At 43.2% G+C, this 22,182-nt stretch carries 23 protein-coding genes; 12 read left to right on the top strand and 11 right to left on the bottom strand.

Features of this window, described 5'->3' with window-relative positions; translation table 11 throughout:
- Window positions 1-993 precede the first annotated feature (993 nt).
- The 4 genes from AM228_RS09760 (at window position 994) to AM228_RS34135 (ending at window position 3,743) form a co-directional block, all read left to right on the top strand.
- Window positions 994-2,103 carry a thiamine phosphate synthase gene (locus tag AM228_RS09760; RefSeq protein WP_054465924.1) on the top strand — a complete coding sequence of 370 codons (1,110 nt, stop codon included), beginning with the start codon at window positions 994-996 and terminating at the stop codon, window positions 2,101-2,103.
- A gap of 4 nt (window positions 2,104-2,107) precedes the next feature.
- Entirely contained in the window at window positions 2,108-2,329 is a 222-nt protein-coding gene (gene thiS / locus AM228_RS09755) for a sulfur carrier protein ThiS (protein WP_054465923.1), read from the top strand.
- A 216-nt stretch (window positions 2,330-2,545) separates the two neighbouring features.
- The gene (locus AM228_RS09750; protein ID WP_369817704.1) at window positions 2,546-3,481 is read left to right on the top strand and encodes a DUF1517 domain-containing protein; all 936 of its coding nucleotides are present in this window, start codon (window positions 2,546-2,548) and stop codon (window positions 3,479-3,481) included.
- Between the two features lie 76 nt (window positions 3,482-3,557).
- Window positions 3,558-3,743 (top strand): hypothetical protein, encoded by a 186-nt coding sequence (locus tag AM228_RS34135; RefSeq protein ID WP_190880804.1) that lies wholly within the window; start codon window positions 3,558-3,560, stop codon window positions 3,741-3,743.
- Window positions 3,744-3,908: 165 nt separating this feature from the next.
- Here AM228_RS34135 and AM228_RS09740 read toward each other — a convergent pair whose 3' ends face one another.
- Genes AM228_RS09740 through AM228_RS35085 form a run of 3 tightly spaced genes read right to left on the bottom strand, consistent with a single transcriptional unit; the run spans window position 3,909 to window position 6,823 of the window.
- Window positions 3,909-5,441: a DUF499 domain-containing protein gene (locus AM228_RS09740; protein ID WP_156331665.1), complete on the bottom strand. Its 1,533-nt coding sequence runs from the start codon at window positions 5,439-5,441 to the stop codon at window positions 3,909-3,911.
- Between the two features lie 33 nt (window positions 5,442-5,474).
- Window positions 5,475-6,155 carry a transposase gene (locus AM228_RS35090; RefSeq protein WP_231636732.1) on the bottom strand — a complete coding sequence of 227 codons (681 nt, stop codon included), beginning with the start codon at window positions 6,153-6,155 and terminating at the stop codon, window positions 5,475-5,477.
- Window positions 6,156-6,181: 26 nt separating this feature from the next.
- Window positions 6,182-6,823: a helix-turn-helix domain-containing protein gene (locus AM228_RS35085; RefSeq protein WP_231636731.1), complete on the bottom strand. Its 642-nt coding sequence runs from the start codon at window positions 6,821-6,823 to the stop codon at window positions 6,182-6,184.
- Between the two features lie 575 nt (window positions 6,824-7,398).
- Here AM228_RS35085 and ilvB point away from each other — a divergent pair.
- The 3 genes from ilvB to AM228_RS36725 all read left to right on the top strand — a co-directional run bounded on the left by ilvB (window position 7,399) and on the right by AM228_RS36725 (window position 10,682).
- Window positions 7,399-9,222: a biosynthetic-type acetolactate synthase large subunit gene (ilvB, locus tag AM228_RS09725; RefSeq protein ID WP_197285261.1), complete on the top strand. Its 1,824-nt coding sequence runs from the start codon at window positions 7,399-7,401 to the stop codon at window positions 9,220-9,222.
- Between the two features lie 938 nt (window positions 9,223-10,160).
- A complete protein-coding gene (locus AM228_RS34130) occupies window positions 10,161-10,334 on the top strand; it encodes a hypothetical protein (RefSeq protein ID WP_190880794.1) in 174 nt (57 codons plus the stop codon).
- Window positions 10,335-10,562: 228 nt separating this feature from the next.
- Window positions 10,563-10,682 (top strand): transposase, encoded by a 120-nt coding sequence (locus AM228_RS36725; RefSeq protein ID WP_156331663.1) that lies wholly within the window; start codon window positions 10,563-10,565, stop codon window positions 10,680-10,682.
- 190 nt (window positions 10,683-10,872) lie between these two features.
- On the opposite strand, the gene AM228_RS09720 is transcribed toward AM228_RS36725, so the two are convergent.
- The gene (locus AM228_RS09720; RefSeq protein WP_197285260.1) at window positions 10,873-12,279 is read right to left on the bottom strand and encodes an NB-ARC domain-containing protein; all 1,407 of its coding nucleotides are present in this window, start codon (window positions 12,277-12,279) and stop codon (window positions 10,873-10,875) included.
- A gap of 277 nt (window positions 12,280-12,556) precedes the next feature.
- Here AM228_RS09720 and AM228_RS09715 point away from each other — a divergent pair, with 277 nt between their 5' ends.
- From AM228_RS09715 to AM228_RS09700, 5 genes are all read left to right on the top strand, one after another.
- On the top strand, window positions 12,557-13,225 hold the full coding sequence (locus tag AM228_RS09715; RefSeq protein WP_054465919.1) for a hypothetical protein: 669 nt from the start codon (window positions 12,557-12,559) through the stop codon (window positions 13,223-13,225).
- Window positions 13,225-13,836 (top strand): AHH domain-containing protein, encoded by a 612-nt coding sequence (locus AM228_RS09710; RefSeq protein ID WP_054465918.1) that lies wholly within the window; start codon window positions 13,225-13,227, stop codon window positions 13,834-13,836. The genes AM228_RS09715 and AM228_RS09710 overlap by 1 nt, the downstream gene beginning before the upstream one ends.
- A gap of 245 nt (window positions 13,837-14,081) precedes the next feature.
- Window positions 14,082-14,285 (top strand): hypothetical protein, encoded by a 204-nt coding sequence (locus AM228_RS32260; RefSeq protein ID WP_156331662.1) that lies wholly within the window; start codon window positions 14,082-14,084, stop codon window positions 14,283-14,285.
- Complete coding sequence (locus tag AM228_RS09705; protein WP_054465917.1) at window positions 14,282-14,638, top strand: hypothetical protein; 357 nt, start codon at window positions 14,282-14,284, stop codon at window positions 14,636-14,638. Before AM228_RS32260 ends, AM228_RS09705 begins: the two co-directional genes overlap by 4 nt.
- A gap of 12 nt (window positions 14,639-14,650) precedes the next feature.
- Window positions 14,651-15,073: a type II toxin-antitoxin system VapC family toxin gene (locus AM228_RS09700; protein WP_054465916.1), complete on the top strand. Its 423-nt coding sequence runs from the start codon at window positions 14,651-14,653 to the stop codon at window positions 15,071-15,073.
- Between the two features lie 140 nt (window positions 15,074-15,213).
- On the opposite strand, the gene AM228_RS09695 is transcribed toward AM228_RS09700, so the two are convergent.
- From AM228_RS09695 to AM228_RS36120, 7 genes are all read right to left on the bottom strand, one after another.
- Entirely contained in the window at window positions 15,214-15,627 is a 414-nt protein-coding gene (locus AM228_RS09695) for a hypothetical protein (RefSeq protein ID WP_054465915.1), read from the bottom strand.
- Window positions 15,624-15,926 carry a PASTA domain-containing protein gene (locus tag AM228_RS09690; protein WP_054465914.1) on the bottom strand — a complete coding sequence of 101 codons (303 nt, stop codon included), beginning with the start codon at window positions 15,924-15,926 and terminating at the stop codon, window positions 15,624-15,626. Before AM228_RS09690 ends, AM228_RS09695 begins: the two co-directional genes overlap by 4 nt.
- 301 nt (window positions 15,927-16,227) lie before the next feature.
- Window positions 16,228-16,356 carry a type II toxin-antitoxin system RelE/ParE family toxin gene (locus AM228_RS35080; RefSeq protein ID WP_231636729.1) on the bottom strand — a complete coding sequence of 43 codons (129 nt, stop codon included), beginning with the start codon at window positions 16,354-16,356 and terminating at the stop codon, window positions 16,228-16,230.
- Between the two features lie 141 nt (window positions 16,357-16,497).
- Window positions 16,498-17,028 carry a hypothetical protein gene (locus AM228_RS35075; RefSeq protein ID WP_231636728.1) on the bottom strand — a complete coding sequence of 177 codons (531 nt, stop codon included), beginning with the start codon at window positions 17,026-17,028 and terminating at the stop codon, window positions 16,498-16,500.
- Between the two features lie 4 nt (window positions 17,029-17,032).
- A complete protein-coding gene (locus AM228_RS36570; protein WP_054465913.1) occupies window positions 17,033-18,433 on the bottom strand; it encodes a hypothetical protein in 1,401 nt (466 codons plus the stop codon).
- Between the two features lie 215 nt (window positions 18,434-18,648).
- A complete protein-coding gene (uvrA, locus tag AM228_RS09670; RefSeq protein ID WP_082348817.1) occupies window positions 18,649-21,636 on the bottom strand; it encodes an excinuclease ABC subunit UvrA in 2,988 nt (995 codons plus the stop codon).
- Window positions 21,637-21,890: 254 nt separating this feature from the next.
- Window positions 21,891-22,166: a GGDEF domain-containing protein gene (locus tag AM228_RS36120; RefSeq protein WP_255353178.1), complete on the bottom strand. Its 276-nt coding sequence runs from the start codon at window positions 22,164-22,166 to the stop codon at window positions 21,891-21,893.
- Window positions 22,167-22,182 lie beyond the last annotated feature (16 nt).

The raw sequence follows: 22,182 nt of genomic DNA, 5'->3' as shown, positions 1-22,182 counted from the left end.
TCTGAATCCGTGTATCCGACAATAAAAGACGTGAGGGATGGAGAGAATATCGGCTGTGAGTTGGGCTTCTGGACATTTTACAGAGTTTTCTTAAACCACGATGCCTCTACCGTTTTGTTGTGCCATAAACTCGAATAATTCAAATCCTTTTCGACACAATCTGTCACGACAGGCAAAAATAACTGTGAGCTAATCGCCTCGCATAAGTCTGACCAGTAACCAAAGCAACCCTTTGCGTTTGAAATTAAGCCCCGATCTAAAGCCGATATCTCGGATAATTTCTGCGTCTGCATAGATTGATTACATATAGGCAACTTGTCTGTCGAGGTGAGATCGTTGTTTTGTTGAACTAACTCGGCAGTAGCAAGCCGTGGTAGCTCCAACTGTATCCCGCACCGATGATTCGACATCATAGAGTTTTTGGTAGGCGGTGTTTTTGATGTTTTTGATCTTCTTTTCATCAGCGTATTTTCGCTCCAGTGTTGGGATGTACACCCAGAAATTCGACCGCTTTCCTGAGTGGTATGTATGCCATCTCTTAAACTTTAGCATACATGAGCATCTGTTAACAAAACTGACACTGTTGAATAACCTCCTCCGATAAGTCTGAAACACCGATCCCCCAGCACGATCCTGATTTATTTGAGTCAAAACCAAAAAAACCTTGAAAAATATGATATACTGCCGCACCCAATAATGATTCAAAATCACCAACCAAGATTCATCCTTTTGATATTTTAATGAGTTTTTTTTACAAAGCTTTACAATCTGGTGAATTGGTGCTAAAACATTGCATTTTTTTTTAGCGCAATAATCGTTTGACCAGAGAAAATAATTAAAGCATCTCAAACAGGGGCGATCGCTCGGCCTACAGAGATTGTATCGCCCACTGATGTAGGCATTGATGTAAGCATTGATGTAGGCATTGATGTAGGCTTTGACGAGAGTGTAAACACTGACTTAAAAGAATCACAAAATCATGGGGGGGTTCCGATGGTTAATCAAACCAGTCAACTTGATAGATCGCCAAATGTCAGTCCGTTAATGGCGCAATCAGCACTCTGTAGAATTTTAGATGCGAACTTGGATCGAGCCCGTGAAGGCTTGAGAATCATTGAGGAATGGTGTCGCTTTGGGGTGAACCATGTTCAGATGGCTAGTGAGTGCAAGCACTTACGTCAGGAACTTGGCAAATGGCATAGCGCCGATATCCGTGCGGCCAGAAATACCCTAGAAGATCCAGGCACTACTTTGAGTCACCCAGGGGAGGAACAGCGCCAGGGAATTGAGCAACTGTTACAGGTGAACTTTGGTCGAGTTCAAGAAGCCCTCAGAGTGCTGGAAGAATACGGTAAGCTGTATCACCCAGAGATGGGCGGGACTTTTAAGCAAATGCGTTATCGGGTTTATACCCTGGAAACTAATTTGCTGGCGTATCGGCGCTATCTCAAGTTAGTGCGATCGCACCTTTATTTAGTCACTTCCCCAACAGAAAAGATATTTTCTATTGTGGAAGCCGCTTTACTCGGTGGACTAACTTTAGTGCAGTATCGTGATAAGTATTCACCCGATAGCGATCGGATCCGGATCGCTAAAAAACTGCGGGAGATTTGCCATGATTATGGTGCGTTATTTTTGATCAATGACCGAGTGGATATTGCCGTAGCTGTGGATGCGGACGGGGTTCATTTGGGTCAAGACGATTTACCGATCGCCGTAGCCCGACAATTGTTAGGCCCTGGTCGCATTGTGGGTCGTTCCACGACTAACCCAGACGAAATGGAACGGGCGATCGCGGAAGGGGCTGATTATATTGGTGTTGGCCCGGTGTATGAAACTCCCACCAAAGTGGGGAAAACCGCAGCGGGTCTGGAATATGTCCGCTACGCCGCTGAGAATGCCACAATTCCTTGGTTTGCTATTGGCGGCATTGACATGAATAACCTGAATGATGTGCTTGATGCCGGTGCAGAACGGGTCGCCGTGGTGCGAGCCCTTATGGAAGCCGAACAACCTACGTTATTGAGTCAATATTTTATTTCTCAATTGACCCGCATTCAAAACCTAAGAGATCGCGAAAACAAGATTCAACCTTATATCTAGTGCCATGTCTAGTCCAATGATGCCCATTTCTCTGCAAGTGAATGGTGAAGCGAAAACTTGTCCGCCCCATACCTCCCTGCCCGCATTCCTGGAACAACTTGGGTTAAATCCCCGGTTGGTGGCAGTGGAGTATAACGGCGAAATTTTACACCGACAATTTTGGGAGACGACCGAAATGCAAACAGGCGATCGCCTGGAAATTGTCACCATTGTCGGCGGTGGTTAAACCGATATAGGTTCGGATATCTGGTCAATGATTGACCGGAGAACCCCCGCAGTATCTTGCCGAATCGACTACCCTGCCTACTGTCACAAGCGATACATTAGATCAATGACCGTTGACTTCTTAGTCCTTAGTTGTTGGTTGTTGGTTGTTGGTTGTTAGTTATGACTGATGACTGATGACTGATGACTGATGACTAAGAACCGTCAACGAATAACAATGAGTTGGTTTATGTATCAAAAATCAAACATCAAATCCTTTTTCAAATCCTGCTTGGCGATCGCCCTGGTCATTGCCCTGGTATTTGGCAATGCCCAAAGCGCTTTGGCGGCAAGGACTGGTGGCAGAATTGGCGGCGGTTCTTTCCGCGCCCCCACTCGCACTTATGCCCCACCCACCCGCGCTTATCCCGGGGGTGGATATGGCGGGGGGATTGGTTTTCCCTTTATTTTTCCCTTCTTTGGGTTCGGTGGCGGGGGTTTGTTTACCCTGTTAATTGTCTTTGCCGTAGCCAACTTTTTAATCCGCAGTTTTAATAATGGCGGGGAAGAAGCGATCGAAGAATATAACAGTAATCCCACTGTATCCATTGCCCAAGTACAAGTTGGACTGTTAGCCGGAGCTCGTAGTTTACAAACGGAACTCAACCAAATTGCCGAAAGTGCCGATACAGGTTCCGAGGCTGGTCGGGCTGAAGTCCTCCAAGAAGTCAGCCTCGCTTTATTACGTCATCCCGAATATTGGGTTTATGGCGCTACTACCACAGAACAAACTAAGTTAAATGCGGCAGAAGCTAAGTTTAATCAGTTGTCCCTGACGGAACGTTCTAAAGTTGAACGGGAAACCCTTTCTAATGTGAATAATCAACTCCGAGAAGCGGAGCGTCAAGCGGCTTTACCGGGGGAAGAAAATCATGGGGCTGCCGCCGATCCAGGGGAATATATTGTCGTCACCATTCTGTTAGCAACCGAAGGAAAATTACAACTACCCAAGATTAACGATAGTGGCGATTTGCGTCAAGCTTTGGGTCAGTTTGGGGGATTAGCGAGCGATCGCCTATTAGCCATAGAAATTCTCTGGGCACCTCAAGCCAGTGGCGATACCCTGACCACCGATGATATTTTGGCTCAATATCCCAATTTGAAATTAGTTTAAATTAGTTTAAAATTGGGCTAAGGGCTAATTTTTCTCGTGATTAGGAAAAACGTAGAAAAATGTAGAACAAATTAGGGTGGGCTTCGGCTCACCTTTTTTTTCGCTCAATGCCGCAATGGCGATCGCATTATCAGCACAAGTCCCCGCTTGGCTGACTAAAGACTATTTAGCGGACAAAGCTAAACGGGGTTCGTGGGAGAAATTTCAACAAGTTTTAACCAAGGTTCCTGATGTAGAACCTGAAGATTACGATCTACTTTAAGGTAGGCGATCGCACCTTCTTTAATTCTCTCCAAATAAGATCCGATTCCCCCTTTTTTAAGGGAGGTTAGGGGGAATATCCTGCTTGTGTTTTGCCTCTCCAGGGATATGTTTGGGTAATAAACAAAAGGTTGCGGAAACCGGGTTTCTTTGTTGCATCCCAAAGTTAACTCCTGATATCCACAGCTTTGGTCCCGGTTTCTCTACCCCCAGGGATAACCCCATAAGGATAATATTTCGGGGGCGATCGCGCGATAACTTCTTTGAATGCTACATCAATTTCTGATAGTTTATGGCACCGTTCTAGGGGCTTATTTATGGAACGGTTTGAGCGATCGCTTCCCAATATTCCGCTGATGTATGGGCGAAAAATTCGGACAAAGGATTTAGGCATAAAGACCGATAATTTACCATCCCAATGCTTACTTATTAATTGATACAACGGTTTATTTATATAATTTAATTGTCTTAATATGCTAACAAAATTTAGATATGGCTGATTTTCTATGATAAACTTATTGCGTTTTTTCACAGGCGAATATGAAAGCCATATTCTTGGGCAGCGATCGCTTTTGAGTCTCCAGATTTTTGCTGGGGTTTTTTGGCGAGGTTTTGACCGTAAAACTGAAGGATAATAATAGGTATGCTCATCTAAGCTGAAAACAGCGATCGCCTGTTTTTTCTCCTTTATTTCTGATGTTTCTGATGTATATTTTGCTTGATTTTTCCTGGCTTTTTCCCATCGGCGAACCATTCGGAGTGAAAATTGTCGGTTTTTAGCTATCTTATTAGTATGAGGGCGAAGCATTCGGGGCGAAAATTGTTGGGTTTTGCCCATAGATTCTTGCCCGAATGCTTCGCCCCTACGATTTACTATTAAATTGGGATTTAGCAGATTTTTCACCGCAGTTAATAGATTGGTTTCAGTGGCAGGTAAGGAATAAACTAAAACCGTATAGGGTGATTTTTCGACAACGGCAATCAGATTTTCCATAAATATCAGAATTTCTGGGATAAATGGATCGTCAATTCCCAAAATTGCGATCGCATTTTGCACATAATCGAGAAAATCCTCAACCAATAGCAAAGTGGGACGAACGCCCAGCAATTGCCGCAACAAATATTGACTAGGGGCAACCCGTTGTTCATCGTGAATTTTCACCAAAGAATAAGCAAAACTTCCCCCTAGTTGCCATGCTAAATAACCCCAGGGGGTAAAAATCCGCAAACCGGGTTTAATTTCCATCCCGGATTTAATCTCTAAGTCAAAATTAGTTAAACCCGCAACCTGGACTAACTTAGGATTGGGCAGAGTCAAAAATTGGGTAACTTGTCGAAGTTCTGGGCGATATTTCACCAGATGATATAAAGCAAGAAAGGTCTGAGAAATATCCCCCGATCTTTCTAGGGAAAAAATCCGCTGCCCCTCCCCACATAAACCACCGAGTACCCCTTTAAATAACTGCTTCAGTTCAGCGGTCAAATAAGTAGCATTAAAAAAATGATGCGGATCGCGATAAAATTGCGGACAAGTCGGGTCTTGTCTCACCACCGCCGCAAATGAGGAAAGATGCGTATCGCGATGCCGCGCAGCGGATCCCTTGCGGGAATCGCGATTTTTAGCCGCGATATCTGGATCTGGTTTAACCGGCTGCCAAAATTTCAGTTGGTAGGCATTCATGGGAAGGGCAATTGTCAAGATAGAATAACTCGATTATCCGCTAGATAAAACTTACCCAAACTTACTCATCAAGTCTGAAAGCTTGATTTTTACTACGTTTGAGTTGGTTTTACTTCCTGCTTCTACCAACGGAGTCGGCTCCAAATTGTCCACAGGCGTAGATTTGGCCGTAGCTCGACCTATTTTTTCGAGATTTCTTGCGGCATTTAAGTCTCGGTCTATTTTTAAATGACAATGCTCACAGTAAAATACTCTTTCTGACAACGGTAATGAGTCTTTAATTGCCCCACAGTTTGAACAGGTTTTACTAGAAGGATAAAACCTGTCAACAATTATGAGTTGTGACCCATAAAGTTCACTCTTATATTCCATCTGTCGCCGCAACTCATAAAACCCCATATCGGCGATTGATTTCGCCAATTTATGATTCGCTAACATCCCTGATACATTTAGGTCTTCTATCACATTAATTGCGTGGTTCTTGCATAATTGTGATGTCAACTTATGTAACGTATCTTTTCTGAGATTAGCGATTTTTCTATGAAGTCTCTGGACTTTTACTTGAGCTTTATATCGATTGGCTGACCCCGATACTTTTCGACTAACTTTTCTTTGGAGTAGTGCCAGTTTCTTAGACTGGTTTCTATATGATGCATCTCCTTTTATGCTGGCTCCGGTTGATAGGGTAGCCAGGGCTTTGATCCCCAAATCTATCCCAACCACATCGACTATTTTATCTGTGGGGGCAACGGGAACATCTAGAGAAAAGAGGAAAGAGGTGAACCATGAAAGAGGTGAACCATGAAAGAGTAAAGAGTAAAGAGGTGAACCATGAAAAATATTCTCTCTCCTCTCTCCTCTCTTCTCTCTCCTTCATTTTTGGGGTCGGGAACGACCGGCAGCTTTTCATAAGTTTTTAGACAGCCGATAACTGGTACTTTCAGTTTATTTGATGATAAGATTTTAATTGTCCCATCCAAGGTAAAGCTGTCCTGTCTGCCTTTTTTCTTAAATTTTGGTCGAGCTTTCTTTTTTTTAAAGCAATCTTGCCACCCTTGGGCAAGATGTCGTAAAGCGTACTGAGGAGCACATTTGGAAACTTCATAGTACCAGGGACTTTCTGGTTTTACCAGCTTATTTAACCATTTATGTAAGTCAATGGCTGTAGGAAATTTGATTTTTTCTTCGGGGCTACAATGAGTATTATGAGATAAAATCCCTAAACACAAACCATGACCCCAATTGTATGCATGACGTGCGACTCCTGCATGGCGAGCAAGTTGTTGCCGTTGGGTTTGATTCAATTTAAGTTGTGTTTTAAACCCTAATAACATGGAGTCATAATTCCGACGCGCTGAACCAGATCCAATCTTACCACAACTAATGACCACATTGACCATTCAGTTTCTAAAAATCTTGCTCAACGATCAGGAAATTTCTGACGATTTGAGTAAGTTTGGGTAAGATTGGGTAAGTTTTCCGCTTCTGTCGTTAACCCCTGTTGATGGGCTAGATATGTCCGGTGGGCAAAATTGCGGGGGAGCAGAGGAGCGGGGGGAAAAAATTAACAATTGACAATTAACAATTGATAATTATTAATTATCAATTATCCTCTGCTCCTCTGCTCTTCTGCTCCTCTGCTCCTCTCTTCCCACACTTCCCTCTCTTCCCTCTCTTCCCTCTCTTCCCTCTCTTCCCGATGGCGGCCGATGGCGGCCCCACACCCCACACCCTACACCCTACACCGATGGCGGCCCCACACCCTACACCGGCAACGCAACCATCAGCGCCACCAAGACTCAGCATCAAAATTAAGAATCTTTAAATTCTGAAAATATCTGAAAATAAAACAAAAAATTTTTTCTGATTAAGGCATGATTAAAAGAGTAGCCCAAGTTACTGAAAAGAGGTAATCGGAGTGCTATCCCAAAGCCAATCTCCAATCACAACGCAAACCGCGTCCCATTATACCAACATCGGGGTGCCCAGTCGTCAAACTGGCGCTTATGCCCTGATTGATAGCTTAAGACGTCACGGTGTCCAACATATTTTTGGTTATCCCGGTGGCGCAATTTTACCAATTTATGATGAATTATATCGAGCCGAAGCCGCTGGAGGCATCCAACATATCCTAGTCCGGCACGAACAAGGGGCTTCTCACGCAGCGGATGGCTATGCTCGTGCCACCGGGAAAGTGGGGGTTTGTTTTGCCACTTCCGGCCCTGGGGCGACTAATTTAGTCACCGGCATTGCCACAGCCCAAATGGACTCGATCCCAATGGTGATCGTGACGGGTCAGGTGGGTCGTCCGGCTATTGGCACTGATGCTTTCCAAGAAACTGATATATACGGGATTACCCTACCGATTGTCAAGCATTCTTATGTGGTGCGCGACCCCCGGGATATGGCCCGAATTGTGGCGGAGGCTTTCCATGTTGCCAGCAGTGGCAGACCTGGGCCGGTGTTGATTGATGTGCCCAAAGATGTGGGTTTAGAAGAATTTGACTATGTGCCCGTGGAACCGGGTAGCGTTAAGTTGCCTGGGTATCGTCCCACGGTGAAGGGCAACCCCCGGCAAATTAATCAAGCATTGCAACTGATTCGCAAGAGTAAGCAGCCTTTGATGTATGTGGGTGGGGGCGCGATCGCCTCTGGAGCCCATGCGGAAATTCAAGAACTCGCCGAACATTTCCACATCCCGGTCACTACTACTTTAATGGGTTTAGGGGCTTTTGACGAACATCATCCCCTGTCCCTGAATATGCTGGGGATGCACGGGACGGCTTATGCTAACTTTGCCGTCAGCGAATGCGACCTATTAATTGCGATCGGGGCGCGGTTTGATGACCGCGTAACCGGCAAATTGGATGAGTTTGCCTCTCGCGCTAAAGTAATTCATATTGATATTGACCCGGCAGAAGTGGGCAAAAACCGCGCCCCAGAAGTACCCATTGTGGGCGACGTGCGGCAAGTGCTGATTGATTTACTCCGTCGTTGTCGGGAAACCGGCGATCCCGTGGATCCATCCCGGACTAAGGCATGGTTGGATCGGATCGATCGCTGGCGTCAAGATTATCCCTTAGTGGTTCCCCATCCGGAAGACGGCATTTCCCCTCAAGAGGTGGTGGTGGAATTGGGCAAACAAGCGCCCAACGCTTATTACACCACGGACGTGGGTCAGCACCAAATGTGGGCGGCGCAATTCTTGAAATTTGGCCCGCGCAAATGGATTTCCAGTGCTGGTTTGGGGACAATGGGCTATGGTGTACCAGCGGCAATGGGCGCCAAAGTTGCCTTACCGGAAGAGGAAACGATCTGTATTAGTGGGGATGCCAGTTTCCAAATGAATCTTCAGGAGTTGGGCACTCTGAAGCATTACGGCATCAATGTGAAAACCGTCATTTTAAATAATGGCTGGCAAGGAATGGTGCGGCAATGGCAGCAGACCTTCTATGGTGAGCGTTATGTGGCTTCTAATATGGAAGCCGGAATGCCGGATATTCCCCTACTTTGTCAAGCTTATGGGATTAAAGGCGTTGTGGTGAAAACCCGCGAGGAAATGAAGCAGGCGATCGCGGATATGTTAGCCCACAATGGCCCGGTGGTGATTGATGTCCAAGTGACAAAAGATGAAAACTGCTATCCAATGGTTGCCCCTGGGAAGAGCAATGCTCAAATGCTCGGTTTACCAGAAAATAAATCCTGGGAAAAAGCGGCGGAATTAGTTTATTGCACTAATTGCGGCGCGAAAAACGTTTCGACTAATAATTTCTGCCCCGAATGTGGCACGAAGATGTAATGAATTAGAAACTTAGAAACCCGGTTTCTTGAAGAAACCGGGTTTCTTCATAGATTCACCACAGAGGCACAGAAAAAGAAACATAAAAAGAAATATAAAAATAAACAGAAAAATAACACTTTGTCAGTACGCCAGTTGCTCTAGCGCCTACGGAGACCCTTCGATAAACTCAGGAGCCAGTCCGGTTCGCCGCCCCCCGTCTTCACGGGGGCAGGCTGCATGGGGACAGACTTGGGGTCTCCGTAGGCGCTAGAGCAACTGGCGTGACAAGCCCCAAGACCGCAGTGGCTTTTGAATCTATTTGAATCTAAGTGTTTTTTTATGAGCTTTTTTATGAGCTTTACTTAGGTGTGGATGAAATTAAAATCATTGACAACGATCGCGCTGAAATTAATACTACTTAAAATGACAATTATATTCGCGATGGTATAGTGACATACAAGCCTTCAGGACATCAAGTGTATCAATCACATCCAGTAACATAAAGAAACGAAGTCAAGCGAAAAAATGGCAACACCATTAAGTCAAGATTCAAGATTTACGAATTAGAGCCTTAAATTTATTAGAACAAGGCTACTCAGTCAGTCAAGTATTCTGGTGTTATCGATTAGCCGTTGGACTATCGATGGAAAAAACAGTGGGAATTAACTGGGTCAACGCAACCGATTAGGGGCGCTTCGGCTGGCGCCCTGCCACCGCCCCACCCCTCAAAAATTACAGACTGGGATAAATTTAAAAAGTTTATCGATGATCCAGGAAGATAAAACCCAAAAATAATTAGCCCGTGGGGAGGAGTCAGTCACCATACAATTAGTAGGGGACTAAAAAAATTGGGATATACGCGGAAAAAAACTTATGGTTATCAAGAAAGAGATGAATTAGAGAGAAAGGCATTTCTGGAAAAAATCGCGAAGAACCAGAACAATTGATTTACATGGATGAAAGCGGAATTGATGCGGAATGAAGGTTATGAATATGGATGGGATGAAAAAGGCTCAAGATATTATAGCAAAAAGCCCGGTAAGCGGTCAGCGGTAGATCATAATTGGGGCTTTATGTCAAAAAGAGTTTTTGGCACCAATGGTACTGAAGATTACATCTCAGGTAATTGAGACAAAGGCTAGAAAAAAGTTATTACCCAATCTCAAAAAAGGTCAAGTCATCCGGCATGGATAATGCCCGGTTTCATCAAGGAAAAAGAATCAGAGAATTAATTGAGAATGCGGGTTGTGAATTATTATTTTTACCAAAGGGAACAGGCAACAGGCAACTACTGCTACAGACAACAGGATGCTAATGAAAGAGGTGAATTATGAAAGAGGAAAACTCTCTCTTCTCTCTTGTCTCTCCCCTCTCCTCCGAACCCCGTTCCCCAATATTCTCCTGACTTAAATCCAATTGAGCATGGGTGGCAAAAAATCAAGAACGCTATCAAAAAAGAGCAACGTCTGCCAGTATGATTTTAATCTCCATAAGGCTGTAGATGCAGTATTTGAGTATTTGTAGCAACGCCAGCGCGAAGCCTGCCCCCATGCAGCCTGCCCCCGTGCAGACGGGGGACGGGGGACGGGGGTGCTATAAGCATAGGATTAATTTGGCTGATTAGGATTTAAATACCGAAAAAACCTGTTTCTCCTATAAACCAAATTTTTAGGTTATATACTGCCTGAACACCGGGGACAAAGTATAAAAATTATCTATTTTTTCAATTAAACAACGTCGCAATAGAGATTGCAGGGCATTCAATAAATCTAACCCTTCTAAGGTGGACTTTTCCAACAAACTTGCCAAATTAACTGCTTCTTTTTCCTTTGCCAGCAAAAATAACGCTTGTTTTTCGATTGTCGATAGGCGATTAAATTGTTGATCTAATATCTCTTTTAAATCTTCCGGCAATAAGATAGTATTATCGGGCAATAAATCGGTGACGGATTCCCCCAACTCTTGAATCTGTAGGGCGACACTTTGTAACCATAAGGGATTGCCCTGATAATGGGAAATTAGGGCGGAGTAGTTTTCGATTTCTGGTAATCCGTAATCTCTCAGGATGTCTTGTGTACCCGCAATATCTAAGCCAGTGAGTTGTAAGGAAAAAATAGCATTTTTTGGCTGAGGGACTTTCGGGAGTGCCACTGCGGGTTCCCAACCGATTAACAATAAGCAACTTTGATGGGACAGTTGTTCGATTTGTTTAAAAAATGAGCGATATTCTTCATAACCGGGTTGATATTTTCCGGCGAATTCACCGCTGCTGAAAAGGTGGTGAAAGTCATCTAAGACCACTAAGCAGCGATATTTTTGTAAATACTTAATCAGGGATAAGCTTTTGCCGTTATTCAGAGGGTAATTGAGAGGGGTATCTAGTTGTTCTGACTGGGAGAAAAACTGAATTAAGTTATCTTGAAATTCAGCAAAGGTCGGGGATAGTTCTAAGCTGTACCATAAAACATATTCAAATTCATCTTTGATTTGGTGAACCAGTTGCACCGCTAAAGTAGTTTTGCCAATGCCGCTGATACCCGTAATTGTCGCCAGGTGACAACGTTGTTGTAAAATCCAGGTTTTCAGGGTTTTCAGTTCAGAAGTGCGACTGTAAAAAGCCCCTAACTCTGGCATTTCGCTTAAGTCTTGATGTGGGGTTTGAGATGGTTTTGAGTTAGATTTTTCTGGATGATTTGGTTGTGGTGAATTTGGGATATCTGGTGGTTTTATACTTTGTCCACAAATGTTAAAACTACCAATTGCTACAACATCTTTTTCAAAACTACCGACTGCTCCAACTTCTTTTGATATATTTGAAAATATCAGCCTGCCCATTGTTGATCGAAAATTGGACTTATTAACGTCTTCCCCCAACTCCTCTGAAAGTATTTGCCATAATTCCGCTCCTACTTCCCTAATCCTACTTTCAGAAAAATCAAAGTTTTTAGCGATTTCCTTATAAGTCTCACGTTGCAGCGTCCCTTGCAATATCGCGGCTTGCAAATCGTCAAGGTGCTGACCCGTTTGGGTAAAGACTATGTTATCGGCCAATTTTAACATTTCTTTAATATTCATCAGATCAAGAATATGACAGACTTTTTTGTATTCTAGCGCACATTTGCCAACATTTTCGTACATTTTCGTACATTTTCGTACAAAGTTAGATAAATTTGAGTGAACTGGCGGACAAATTGGCGGCAAAATAAAACATTTTTGTTGTTGACAAAGCTTTTTTATCTAATAAATAATGAGAAAATATCAACTGTATTTTTTGTGAATAATCTTACAGGAATTTCAACTAAATACTCAAACCGCTACCTGAGATTATTTTTATTAAAACGAAGTGATAACAATGGAAAAAATTCCTAGTTGGATCATTCCTATTCCTTTAGACGATCGCTGTAAATTCTCAGTCAGAGTTCTTACAAGCTGGATTAGTCTAACTTTAGCCTTGGGTTTGATTATATTTATAGCAGGGATTCCAGGCGGAGCCGCTTCAGGAACAAATTTAACAGATTCTTTATTGGGTTTATTTGTTGCTTTCCCAATCCTAATTTGTTTGTTTGGTGTAATTGGAATAGTGTTCAGTTCAACTCGTGGAGAAGAACCTTATTATCCTGGATGGTATTGGTACTTATTTCCATTCGTGATCTGGATTACTGTATCATGGTTAATGTTTGGCTTTTTTATTGGGTTGATTGGCTTACTGATTGGGGCTCCGGGAGTCAAGCTTCCCGATCTGCCAAAACCGTCAGGAAGACCATCAAAAGATACTATTCGTCGTGAGTTAAACAATATGAAGGTTGAAGACCTTCTTAAAGATTTTGAAAAAGATTTAGAACAATTAGAACAAATGGATCAACAAAATAAGTTGAATCCTAAGCAAAAAGATGTTGTGCGTAAACTTCGGCAGTTTGATAGATCGAAATACGACCAACGGCTGCGAGATATGTTTGAAGAGGATGAGTTAGAAGAACTCATCCTGCTCATTTTGATTTTTCTTGGAGTGGAGATACGCTAATGTCAGGTATTCGTTTTTTTGATGTTAATGATTTTCGGATTCCCCCAGATTCTCCTTTGGTTAAATATTTTAATCTTCAGCCAGGAAGCTACTATGCTACGTGGCAGCCCTCATCAGAAACATTAAGTCTCAAAAAACATTTAGCTAGAAAAGGAATTACCTTAAATATCACCCTTGACCAGTTAATGATTATTTTAATGCTTGTTAAATCAAACAGAGACAAATTTAGTAGTGAAGAACTTAAAATTTTAGAGAGTATCAAACGTAAAGGAACTAAAACCATAAATGATTATCAAAGCCATCATATAATTCCTATCGGTGTTTGCAAAAAAAGTAAATTAGTCGTAGAAGCAATAAAATTTGGATTTGACGAAAACGCTCCACCAAATAGACTCTATCTTCCCGTCACTTTTCACAATGGCTCTCACCCAGGATACTCGAATTTTGTAGAAGATTTGCTCGAAGAAGAGTGGGCATATTTGGTGACAGATAATATGGAGAATAATCGCGAGGTTATTATGAATAAAATTTATGAAATAATTGCACACTTCAAAAATGAATTAAGGGAAAAGAGTCTAGAAGGAATGTGTACAATAAATCAAATATTTTGAAGAGTAATATTGAAAACAAGCGTAATACAGTAAAATAGTAAGCATAATCAGCTTTTTTTAAAGAAAACGCCCATTTTCAATATATATAGCTATTTCAATTGTGCCTGAGACAAAACATCATTGGCGCAATGCTTACGCTCCTACATAATTGTACTAATCTTAATTGAAGTAGCTATAGCGATCGCTCCCTCAAACTTTCATAACCAACCAAGAAACCGGGTTTCTTATGTTTTCTGCCGAAATTTTTGGCGGATTCCGAGAAGAAACCCGGTTTCTCATATCCCAAGATGCGATCGCTCAACCAAGAAACCGGGTTTCTCATGTGTCTTGCCCAAATTTGTGGTGAATTCCGAGAAGAAACCCGGTTTCTCATGTCCCAGGAAAAGCGCGATCGCTTCAATGTCTGCGCTAAAATGAAATTACTCTTGTCAAAATTGAACTTAAGATGATGAAATTAGACTTATCGCAGTCCCATCCATTAAGCAACCTCAAAGTCACGTTACTGATAGAACCCGTAACATCTGGGCAAGTTGCGGCATCGATTAGAGAGTTTCCCGACTGTCGAGTGAAAGCAGCAACACGAGAAGAGGCGATCGCACAAATTCAAGCGAATTTTTTAGAACGACTAAAAAACATAGAAGCGATTTCATGGAATGTGCCGATTCCAGAAAAAGAACCTACTTGGATAAAATTTGCTGGGGTCTTTAAAGACGATGCTGATTTTGCGGCCATTATAGAATCAATTCATGCTGAAAGAAACTCAGACGATGATTCGGAAGTCGATCCTTCCTATTATCTGTAGAGGTGGCTAAGGGTGTGTCAATATATTTTGGATACTGATTGTATTTCACTGATTCTCTACAATCATCCTCAACTGACTGCTAAGGCAGGACAGCATCAGTTTGCCATCACAATTATCACGGTTCAAGAACTTTTTAATGGCTGGGTTGGCAGGATTAACGATCCATCCCAGGTGCATAACCTCCCGGAACTTTATTCAAAACTTTGGACAACTGTACAATATCTCCAATCTATTGAGGTCTTAAATTTTACACCAGAGGCGGATAATTGTCTCAAGCAACTTTTAAAATATCATCCTCCTTTGCGTAAAAATCGCCTGCAAAAAGATATGCGAATTGCGGCGATCGCTTTATCTATTGGTGCTACTGTTGTCACCAGGAATCAACGAGATTTTGGTCAGGTTCCTGGACTAAAAATTGAAGATTGGACGCTGTAGCGATCGCGACCCTCTTTCATTTTATCGCCCAACCAAGAAACCGGGTTTCTGATGTTTCTTGCCCAAATTTTTGGTTAATTCCGAGAAGAAACCCGGTTTCTCATATCCCCAAGATGCGATCGCTTACCACCCAATTCCCTTTACTTGAGAAATTCTTGAAATATTTTATAACTGCCGCAAACAACCTCAATGTAGATATCTCCCTGCAAGCGAAAATAAATCAATGAATCTGAACTTGCCTGAAGGTTTTCGTTGTTATTTTTGAAAGAATAGGATAAATCAGATAATATTTGACTCCCGAAACCTGACTCAAGTTTTCTCAGTTCTACTTCTCCCACCCAAAAGCAGCAATTTTCATCACCTGGATTGATGGGTTGAGAAAGCACCAGGTGAACCAGGCGATCGAGTTCGATCGCCGCATCACCAAATTCTGGCCCAAAAGTAAAATCAAGACGTAATCCGAGATAGTTGGGCAGTAAAGATATACCAACTAAATCAGCGCTTTTTAAATCTTCTAAAAAAGTTGTTAGGTTTTGGGTAATCGTTGCCGTCATAAACTTAAGTTTTCTCCAGTATTGTGAGTGTTGTCGCCTGGGATAAATTTTATTTGCTCTCCATATTGATTATATCGGCGACGGTAATATTTTCCGTTTGTCCCGCGAATCTTTTGCCCCGTTCTGACAATTTCTCCGGTTGGCCTAATATGAATTATACTACCATCAGGATGCTCGAAGTTTTCGTATCCACCTATTGTCTGACTTTTGAATTGAAACCCTTGGGCTGCTAGGATGTTTACTGCTTCCAATCGGGTTTTCCCCGTGAGATTAGCAAGTATCTGCGCGGCTGAATTCATTGTTATTTTAACAACCAAATAAATACAAGTATCGTGATTAATAGAGCGATTATAAAAACAAGATTAATGTTTATCGCGTGACAGAATAATCGACGCTAATAGTTTAGCAGCGATCGCTCATTGCAAAAAGCGATCGCGCCCCTCTTTCCTTTTATCGCTCAACCAAGAAACCGGGTTTCTCATGTTTATTGCCGAAATTTTTGGGTAATTCCGAGAAGAAACCCGGTTTCTCATGCCCCAAGATGCGATCGCTCATTTCCATCTTTCATAACCAACAAAGAAACGGGTTTTCTGACTTCTGCTAGGGAAAATAACGATAAAATTCCCGACGATGGAGCACTCGCATTATTTCTATAACATTTTCATTAACTTCTATGCCAATCCGATAATCGCCGATGCGAATCCGATAACGCCCTGCGTAACCTTTCATTGCTTTAATGTCAGAAATGTCCTGTAATGTGTTGATTGATGGTAGAGTGGTAAATGCTAAATCGTAGATGCTTTGGTATGAAGGGTAACTCTTGTTTCAAGTCTTTTAGGAAAGCTTGACGGTATTGAACTTCCACGATAATTATTCCTCAAGATACGCTAAAGCTTCAGAACGATCTAACAAAGGAGTGTTAACTGCTTCATCCATTGCTTTGTTCATGCAATAATCTTCTATCGCGTCCGCAAGTTGCTCGGTAGAAACCTCTTGATTAGGTATAATTTTTCGCCATAGATCAATTGGAATCACTACAGCGCTTATTTCTCCATCTTGGTTAGTAATATATTCAAGATTTAAACTTGTTTCCATATCAAAATCCAAACACTTATAGTAATTATAGCTTATCCGATGAGGTGAAGCAACCAAGAAACCGGGTTTCTTATGTTTCTTGCCCAAATTTTTGGTGAATTCCGAGAAGAAACCCGGTTTCTCATGCCCCAAGATGCGATCGCCCAAACAAGAAACCGGGTTTCTCATGTTTCTTGCCGAAATTTTTGGTGAATTCCGAAAAGAAACCCGGTTTCTCATATCCCCAAGATGCGATCGCTTCTTCCACCTTTGATAAGCAACCAAGAAACCCGGTTTCTCATATCTCGTTTCTCTGCCCCAGGCCAATTTTTTACCTTCTAATTGCCCCGCGCCATTCGATTTTTTGTTCCGCTGACCGTTCACCTAAAAAGCGAATAATCCGTAATTCAATTTTGATATTTAAGCCGCTGCGTAAATATTGTTCGGCAATGGGTAATTGACCGATATTGACGGTAAAGCGATCTGAAGTAAATGAGACTAATTCAGGGGGTATTTTGCCTTGATAGCGGGTGGTATAATTATCATCAAATCGTCCTCTTGGGGCAGCAGGAGTGGTTTGATAGACTATTTCTAATTCCGTGTCTAAAATATGTGATTGTCTGGCTACGTCAATTAAGGTTAGTTGCAAATTTTTGCCATTGTTGGCGATATCCACTAGCCTAAGTTGGGTGGCTTCACTGGCTAAAATTGCCTGAGAAATGACGAATTGAGTCTGGTTATCGGTTTCAATTTGGCTGGTTTGTAGCCAAAGTTCTTCGGGAACAGACATTTCTACGGTTTGGTCATCTTTTAGCTGAAATGTGACTCTGGTGTTGGCAAAATTTCTGGGCGATCGCTCCGCATTCCAGACCAGTTGTACCTGCTTTTCAATGCGTTTGATAAACTGACGATATTCATCGGCAATAATTGAGTTACTGCCTAATAAATTCTTTGCCCCACGGCGCCTTTCCCAGATATGTTTAGATAAGACAAAGGTTTGATTGCTAAATTCCGCTAAAGAACGGGCGATCGCCGGTTGTTCCTGGGGCAAAAGTTCGGTCCCTTGAATTAGCCTTAAAGTGCCCAATTTGCCATCACTCCCAGAACTCCCAGAACTGCCATCATCCCCATCATCGCCATCGCTACAAACAAAAGAACGGGTTTCACAACGGTAGTCGGGATTTCCCGGAGTCCCGGTACAAACTTCTTCATTCCAGCGGCGATCGCGACATTCGCAACCATCGCCACCATATCCCCGTTCTCCCCCACTGCCACCACTGCCTCCGTCAGCGAGTACATAGATTTTTTTCAGGTCTTCAAGGTTGGTGTAATACACCGTCAAAGCCCCGCCATTGCCGCCATTGCCACCTCGTCCCCCGTCACCTCCGTCCCCACCATCAGCCCCTTCTTGGTCGCGATCGGCCCGGTTCGGTTGGCGACAAGACCGGGCATCATCCCCATCTTCCCCATCATCCCCATCCTCCCCATCTTCCCCAGATAGGTTTAGATATAATTCGGAACCATCCACAAAAATCGTGCGATTTTCACCATTGCGACCATCTGCACCACTGCGACCATTACTCCCATCACTGCCCTCGTCACCAAAGTCGTTGATTTCTCGACTGAATACCAACCGAGGACAGAAAAAACTATCAGCAATGGGCAGAAAAATTACACCACTGCCTACTAAAAAAAGAATTGCTGAAAGTTTGGCTAAAAAATGTAGTTTCATATTTTTTTGGGTTGTTGGTTGTTAGTTGTTGGTTGTTGGTTATTGGTTGTAATAAAAATCGTTATTTCATGTAGGGGCGCAATGCTTGCGCCCTTAACCAATCACGCATAACCAATAGACGATTCTGGGAAAATACCGGCGTCGATCCCCCCAACCCCCCTTTCGACAAGCTCAGGGCATTGCCTTAAAAAAGGGGGGATTTTTAGAGTCAAAAGTTATGGTTTGGGCGGATGTTGTTGTAAGACTTGTTTTAAATATTGCCCAGTATAAGAGTGAGAATTTTCTGACACTTGTTCGGGGGTGCCTACGGCGACAATTTCCCCACCGCGATCGCCTCCTTCAGGGCCTAAATCAATCACCCAGTCTGCACAACGAATCACGTCTAAATTATGTTCAATCACTAAAATTGAATTGCCTTTATCTACTAACCGTTGTAACACATTCAACAACTGATGCACATCATAAAAAGATAAGCCGGTGGTCGGTTCATCAATTAAATAAAGGGTTTTTCCTGTGGCCCGACGGGATAATTCCGTGGCTAACTTTACCCGTTGGGCTTCACCACCGGAAAGAGTTGGCGCTGGTTGTCCCAGGGTAATATATCCTAATCCTACATCCACTAAGGTTTTCAGCCGAGTGGCGGCGCGGGGAATATTTGTAAACATTGAACAAGCTTCTTCCACGGTCATATTTAACACTTCGGCAATGGATTTATCCTTATATTTCACTTGCAAAGTTTCTCGGTTATATCGCGCCCCTTTGCAAATTTCACATTGCACATAAACATCGGGCAAAAAGTTCATGGAAATCACATTAACCCCTTGACCGCTACAAGCTTCACAGCGTCCTCCTTTCACATTAAAAGAAAATCTTCCCGGTTGATATCCCCTGGCTTTGGCTTCAATGGTTTCCGCAAATAAACCCCGAATAATATCAAAAACTCCCGTATAAGTTGCCGGGTTTGACCGAGGAGTTCGGCCAATAGGTGATTGGTCAATAATAATCACTTTATCGATCGCTTCTTTGAGGTCAATCACCTGATTTTTTTTCGGGGATAGCTTTTGCACCGTTTCTAGGCGATCGATATCTTTGGGTAGAGAGACTTTCCGAGTTAAATAATGTTCCAACGCCGGATATAATAACTCATTAACCAGGGTAGATTTCCCCGAACCGGACACCCCAGTAATACAAACAAGTTTGCCTAAAGGAATCTCAATATCTAGATTTTTGAGATTATTTTGTTTGGCGTTTTTCACATAAAGAGATTTGCCGTTGCCTTCCCGTCGGTTTGCCGGGGTGTCAATGGCCATTTTTCCCGATAAATAAGCCCCGGTCAAAGAACGCTGACTATTTAATAGTTCCGTTAAGGTTCCTTGGACGACAATTTCTCCGCCATGTAGTCCTGCCCCTGGGCCAATATCCACCAAATGATCGGCGCTTCTAATGGTTTCTTCGTCATGTTCAACGACAATTAAAGTATTGCCCAAATTGCGTAATTTGGTTAAGGTTTTTAACAGTCGTCCGTTGTCTCGTTGATGTAGTCCGATGCTGGGTTCATCTAATACATAAAGCACTCCGGTTAATCCGGCACCAATTTGGGTCGCGAGACGAATTCGCTGGGCTTCTCCCCCAGAAAGGGTCATGGCTGAACGGTCGAGGGTGAGGTAGTCTAAGCCAACATCGAGTAAAAATTGCAAGCGGGCGCGAATTTCTCGGAGAACTAATTCGGCAATTTTTGCTTGGCGATCGCTCAATTCTAACTGATTAATTCGGGTTAAGGCTTCGCGAATAGAAACACTGGTAATTTGATTAATCCGATACTGTCCAACTCGGACTGATAACGCTTCTGGTTTGAGGCGCTGTCCTTGGCAAGTTGCACAGGGTTGATCGATGCGATATTGTTCCAGTTTTTGTTTTTGCAGTTCGCTGGCGCTGTTCTCATAATAGCGGTCAAGCATAGCCAATACTCCGATATATTGATGCTCATAGCTTTCGCGCTTTTGTTTGATTAAAATTGGTTCATCGCTGCCAAATAAAATCACTTTTTGCTGTTCAGCGTTCAACTGGTTCCAAGCATTGTCTAATTCAAACCCTAATGCTTGGCCAACACTATAAAGTAAGGACAAGTAATAAGGATTGTCTTTGTCAGACAAAGGCGCGATATTGCTCCGCAACGCATCCGCGATCGCACTATGCACTGGAGCATCGGGATCTGGGATAATTAAATCTGGGGAAAACCGGCGAAAATAGCCCAAACCATGACAGTCAGGACAAGCCCCATAGGGAGCATTAAAAGAGAATAATCGCGGTGAAAGTTCTTCCATCACTGCCCCATGTTCCGGACAGGCAAAATTTTCCGAAAAGAGTAAATCTGGCTGTTCCTCAATTACGACTAAAGCCAATCCTTCCCCATGATGTAAAGCCGTCGATAAAGAATCCGTTAACCGTTCTTCAATGCCCGGTTTTTTAATCAGTCGGTCAACGACGATTTCAATGGTATGTTTTTGATTTTTATCCAGTTCAACCGCATCGGTTAATTCGCAAATTTCTCCATTAATCCGCACCCGGACAAATCCTTGAGAAGCAATGCTGGATAAGAGTTTTTTGTGAGTGCCTTTTTTGCCGCGTACTACTGGGGCAAGAATTTGAAATTTAGTCCGATCGCTTAGTTGCATCATGCGATCGCACATTTCATCAATAGTTTGCGGGGCAATGGAGCGATCGCAGTGGGGACAGTGGGGTGATCCAGCCCGTCCAAATAATAATCGCAAATAATCATAAATTTCTGTCACCGTCCCCACCGTAGACCGAGGGTTATTAGAAGTTGACTTTTGGTCAATAGAAATCGCTGGAGACAGTCCCGAAATCGACTCCACATCTGGTTTATCCAATTGGCCCAAAAATTGACGGGCATAAGCGCTCAGAGACTCCACATAACGCCGTTGTCCCTCCGCAAAAATCGTATCAAAAGCCAGAGAAGACTTGCCGGAACCGGACACCCCAGTAAACACAATCAGGCGATCGCGGGGCAATTCTAAATCGATATTTTTCAGATTATGCTGCCTCGCCCCCCGAATCTTAATCCGATTATTCGTCGGTTGGTCATTAACTGGATTAATCGCCTCCGCTAAAGATTGGCCATCCAGAGTTGCCACAGCATTCAAATCGGCATCAAAACCAGCGCGTTCAGTACGGTCAAGCATAGATAAAAAGTCGAGGAAAACGTTAACAATTGTAACGGAGAAAGGGGTGTAGGGTGTAGGGTGCAGGGTGTAGGGGGAAGCCGCCGTCGTGTAGGGTGTAGGGTGTAGGGTGTAGTGAAGAGGGATATTTCTTTTGTACGGGCGAATGGCCATTCGCCCCTACGATTTTCCCCAACCAACCAACAACCAACAACAACCAACCAACAACAACCAACCAACAACAACCAACCAACAACAACCAACCAACAGCCAATTCAAGATAAAACTTTCAACAGGGGCGGACTTTTCTCTGGTTCAGAGGCAGTCACCACGCGATCGCGCCCTTCTTTATTCGCTCGATAAAGTGCTTGATCCGCCGATTCCAGAAGTTGATCGCTCGTCCAACCATCTTGAGGGAAAATCGCCACTCCTAAAGAAATAGTAATTGCCCCCACAGACTGATGATGAGATTTCAGATTCAACTGCTTCACTCCCAGGCGAATTTTCTCCGCAATTTTTTGCGTCTCCTCTAAAGAGACTTCCGGTAAAATCAGAGGGTTAACTCTT

This window comes from Planktothricoides sp. SR001 (assembly GCF_001276715.1).
In the GTDB taxonomy this organism is placed as follows: domain Bacteria; phylum Cyanobacteriota; class Cyanobacteriia; order Cyanobacteriales; family Laspinemataceae; genus Planktothricoides; species Planktothricoides raciborskii.
This window is presented reverse-complemented; position numbering and strand designations above follow the sequence as displayed.

What these genes read in the sequence shown, in the direction of transcription:
- AM228_RS09705 (WP_054465917.1), top strand. Translation starts at nt 14,282, where the DNA reads ATGATGAAATTAGACTTATCGCAGTCCCATCCATTAAGCAACCTCAAA.
- AM228_RS35085 (WP_231636731.1), bottom strand. Translation starts at nt 6,823, where the DNA reads ATGGTCAATGTGGTCATTAGTTGTGGTAAGATTGGATCTGGTTCAGCG.
- AM228_RS09690 (WP_054465914.1), bottom strand. Translation starts at nt 15,926, where the DNA reads ATGAATTCAGCCGCGCAGATACTTGCTAATCTCACGGGGAAAACCCGA.
- AM228_RS09760 (WP_054465924.1), top strand. Translation starts at nt 994, where the DNA reads ATGGTTAATCAAACCAGTCAACTTGATAGATCGCCAAATGTCAGTCCG.
- AM228_RS09720 (WP_197285260.1), bottom strand. Translation starts at nt 12,279, where the DNA reads ATGAATATTAAAGAAATGTTAAAATTGGCCGATAACATAGTCTTTACC.
- thiS (WP_054465923.1), top strand. Translation starts at nt 2,108, where the DNA reads ATGTCTAGTCCAATGATGCCCATTTCTCTGCAAGTGAATGGTGAAGCG.
- AM228_RS09710 (WP_054465918.1), top strand. Translation starts at nt 13,225, where the DNA reads ATGTCAGGTATTCGTTTTTTTGATGTTAATGATTTTCGGATTCCCCCA.
- AM228_RS35080 (WP_231636729.1), bottom strand. Translation starts at nt 16,356, where the DNA reads ATGAAAGGTTACGCAGGGCGTTATCGGATTCGCATCGGCGATTATCGG.
- AM228_RS09695 (WP_054465915.1), bottom strand. Translation starts at nt 15,627, where the DNA reads ATGACGGCAACGATTACCCAAAACCTAACAACTTTTTTAGAAGATTTA.
- AM228_RS36570 (WP_054465913.1), bottom strand. Translation starts at nt 18,433, where the DNA reads ATGAAACTACATTTTTTAGCCAAACTTTCAGCAATTCTTTTTTTAGTA.
- AM228_RS34130 (WP_190880794.1), top strand. Translation starts at nt 10,161, where the DNA reads ATGAAAGCGGAATTGATGCGGAATGAAGGTTATGAATATGGATGGGAT.
- AM228_RS09715 (WP_054465919.1), top strand. Translation starts at nt 12,557, where the DNA reads ATGGAAAAAATTCCTAGTTGGATCATTCCTATTCCTTTAGACGATCGC.
- AM228_RS09750 (WP_369817704.1), top strand. Translation starts at nt 2,546, where the DNA reads ATGAGTTGGTTTATGTATCAAAAATCAAACATCAAATCCTTTTTCAAA.
- uvrA (WP_082348817.1), bottom strand. Translation starts at nt 21,636, where the DNA reads ATGCTTGACCGTACTGAACGCGCTGGTTTTGATGCCGATTTGAATGCT.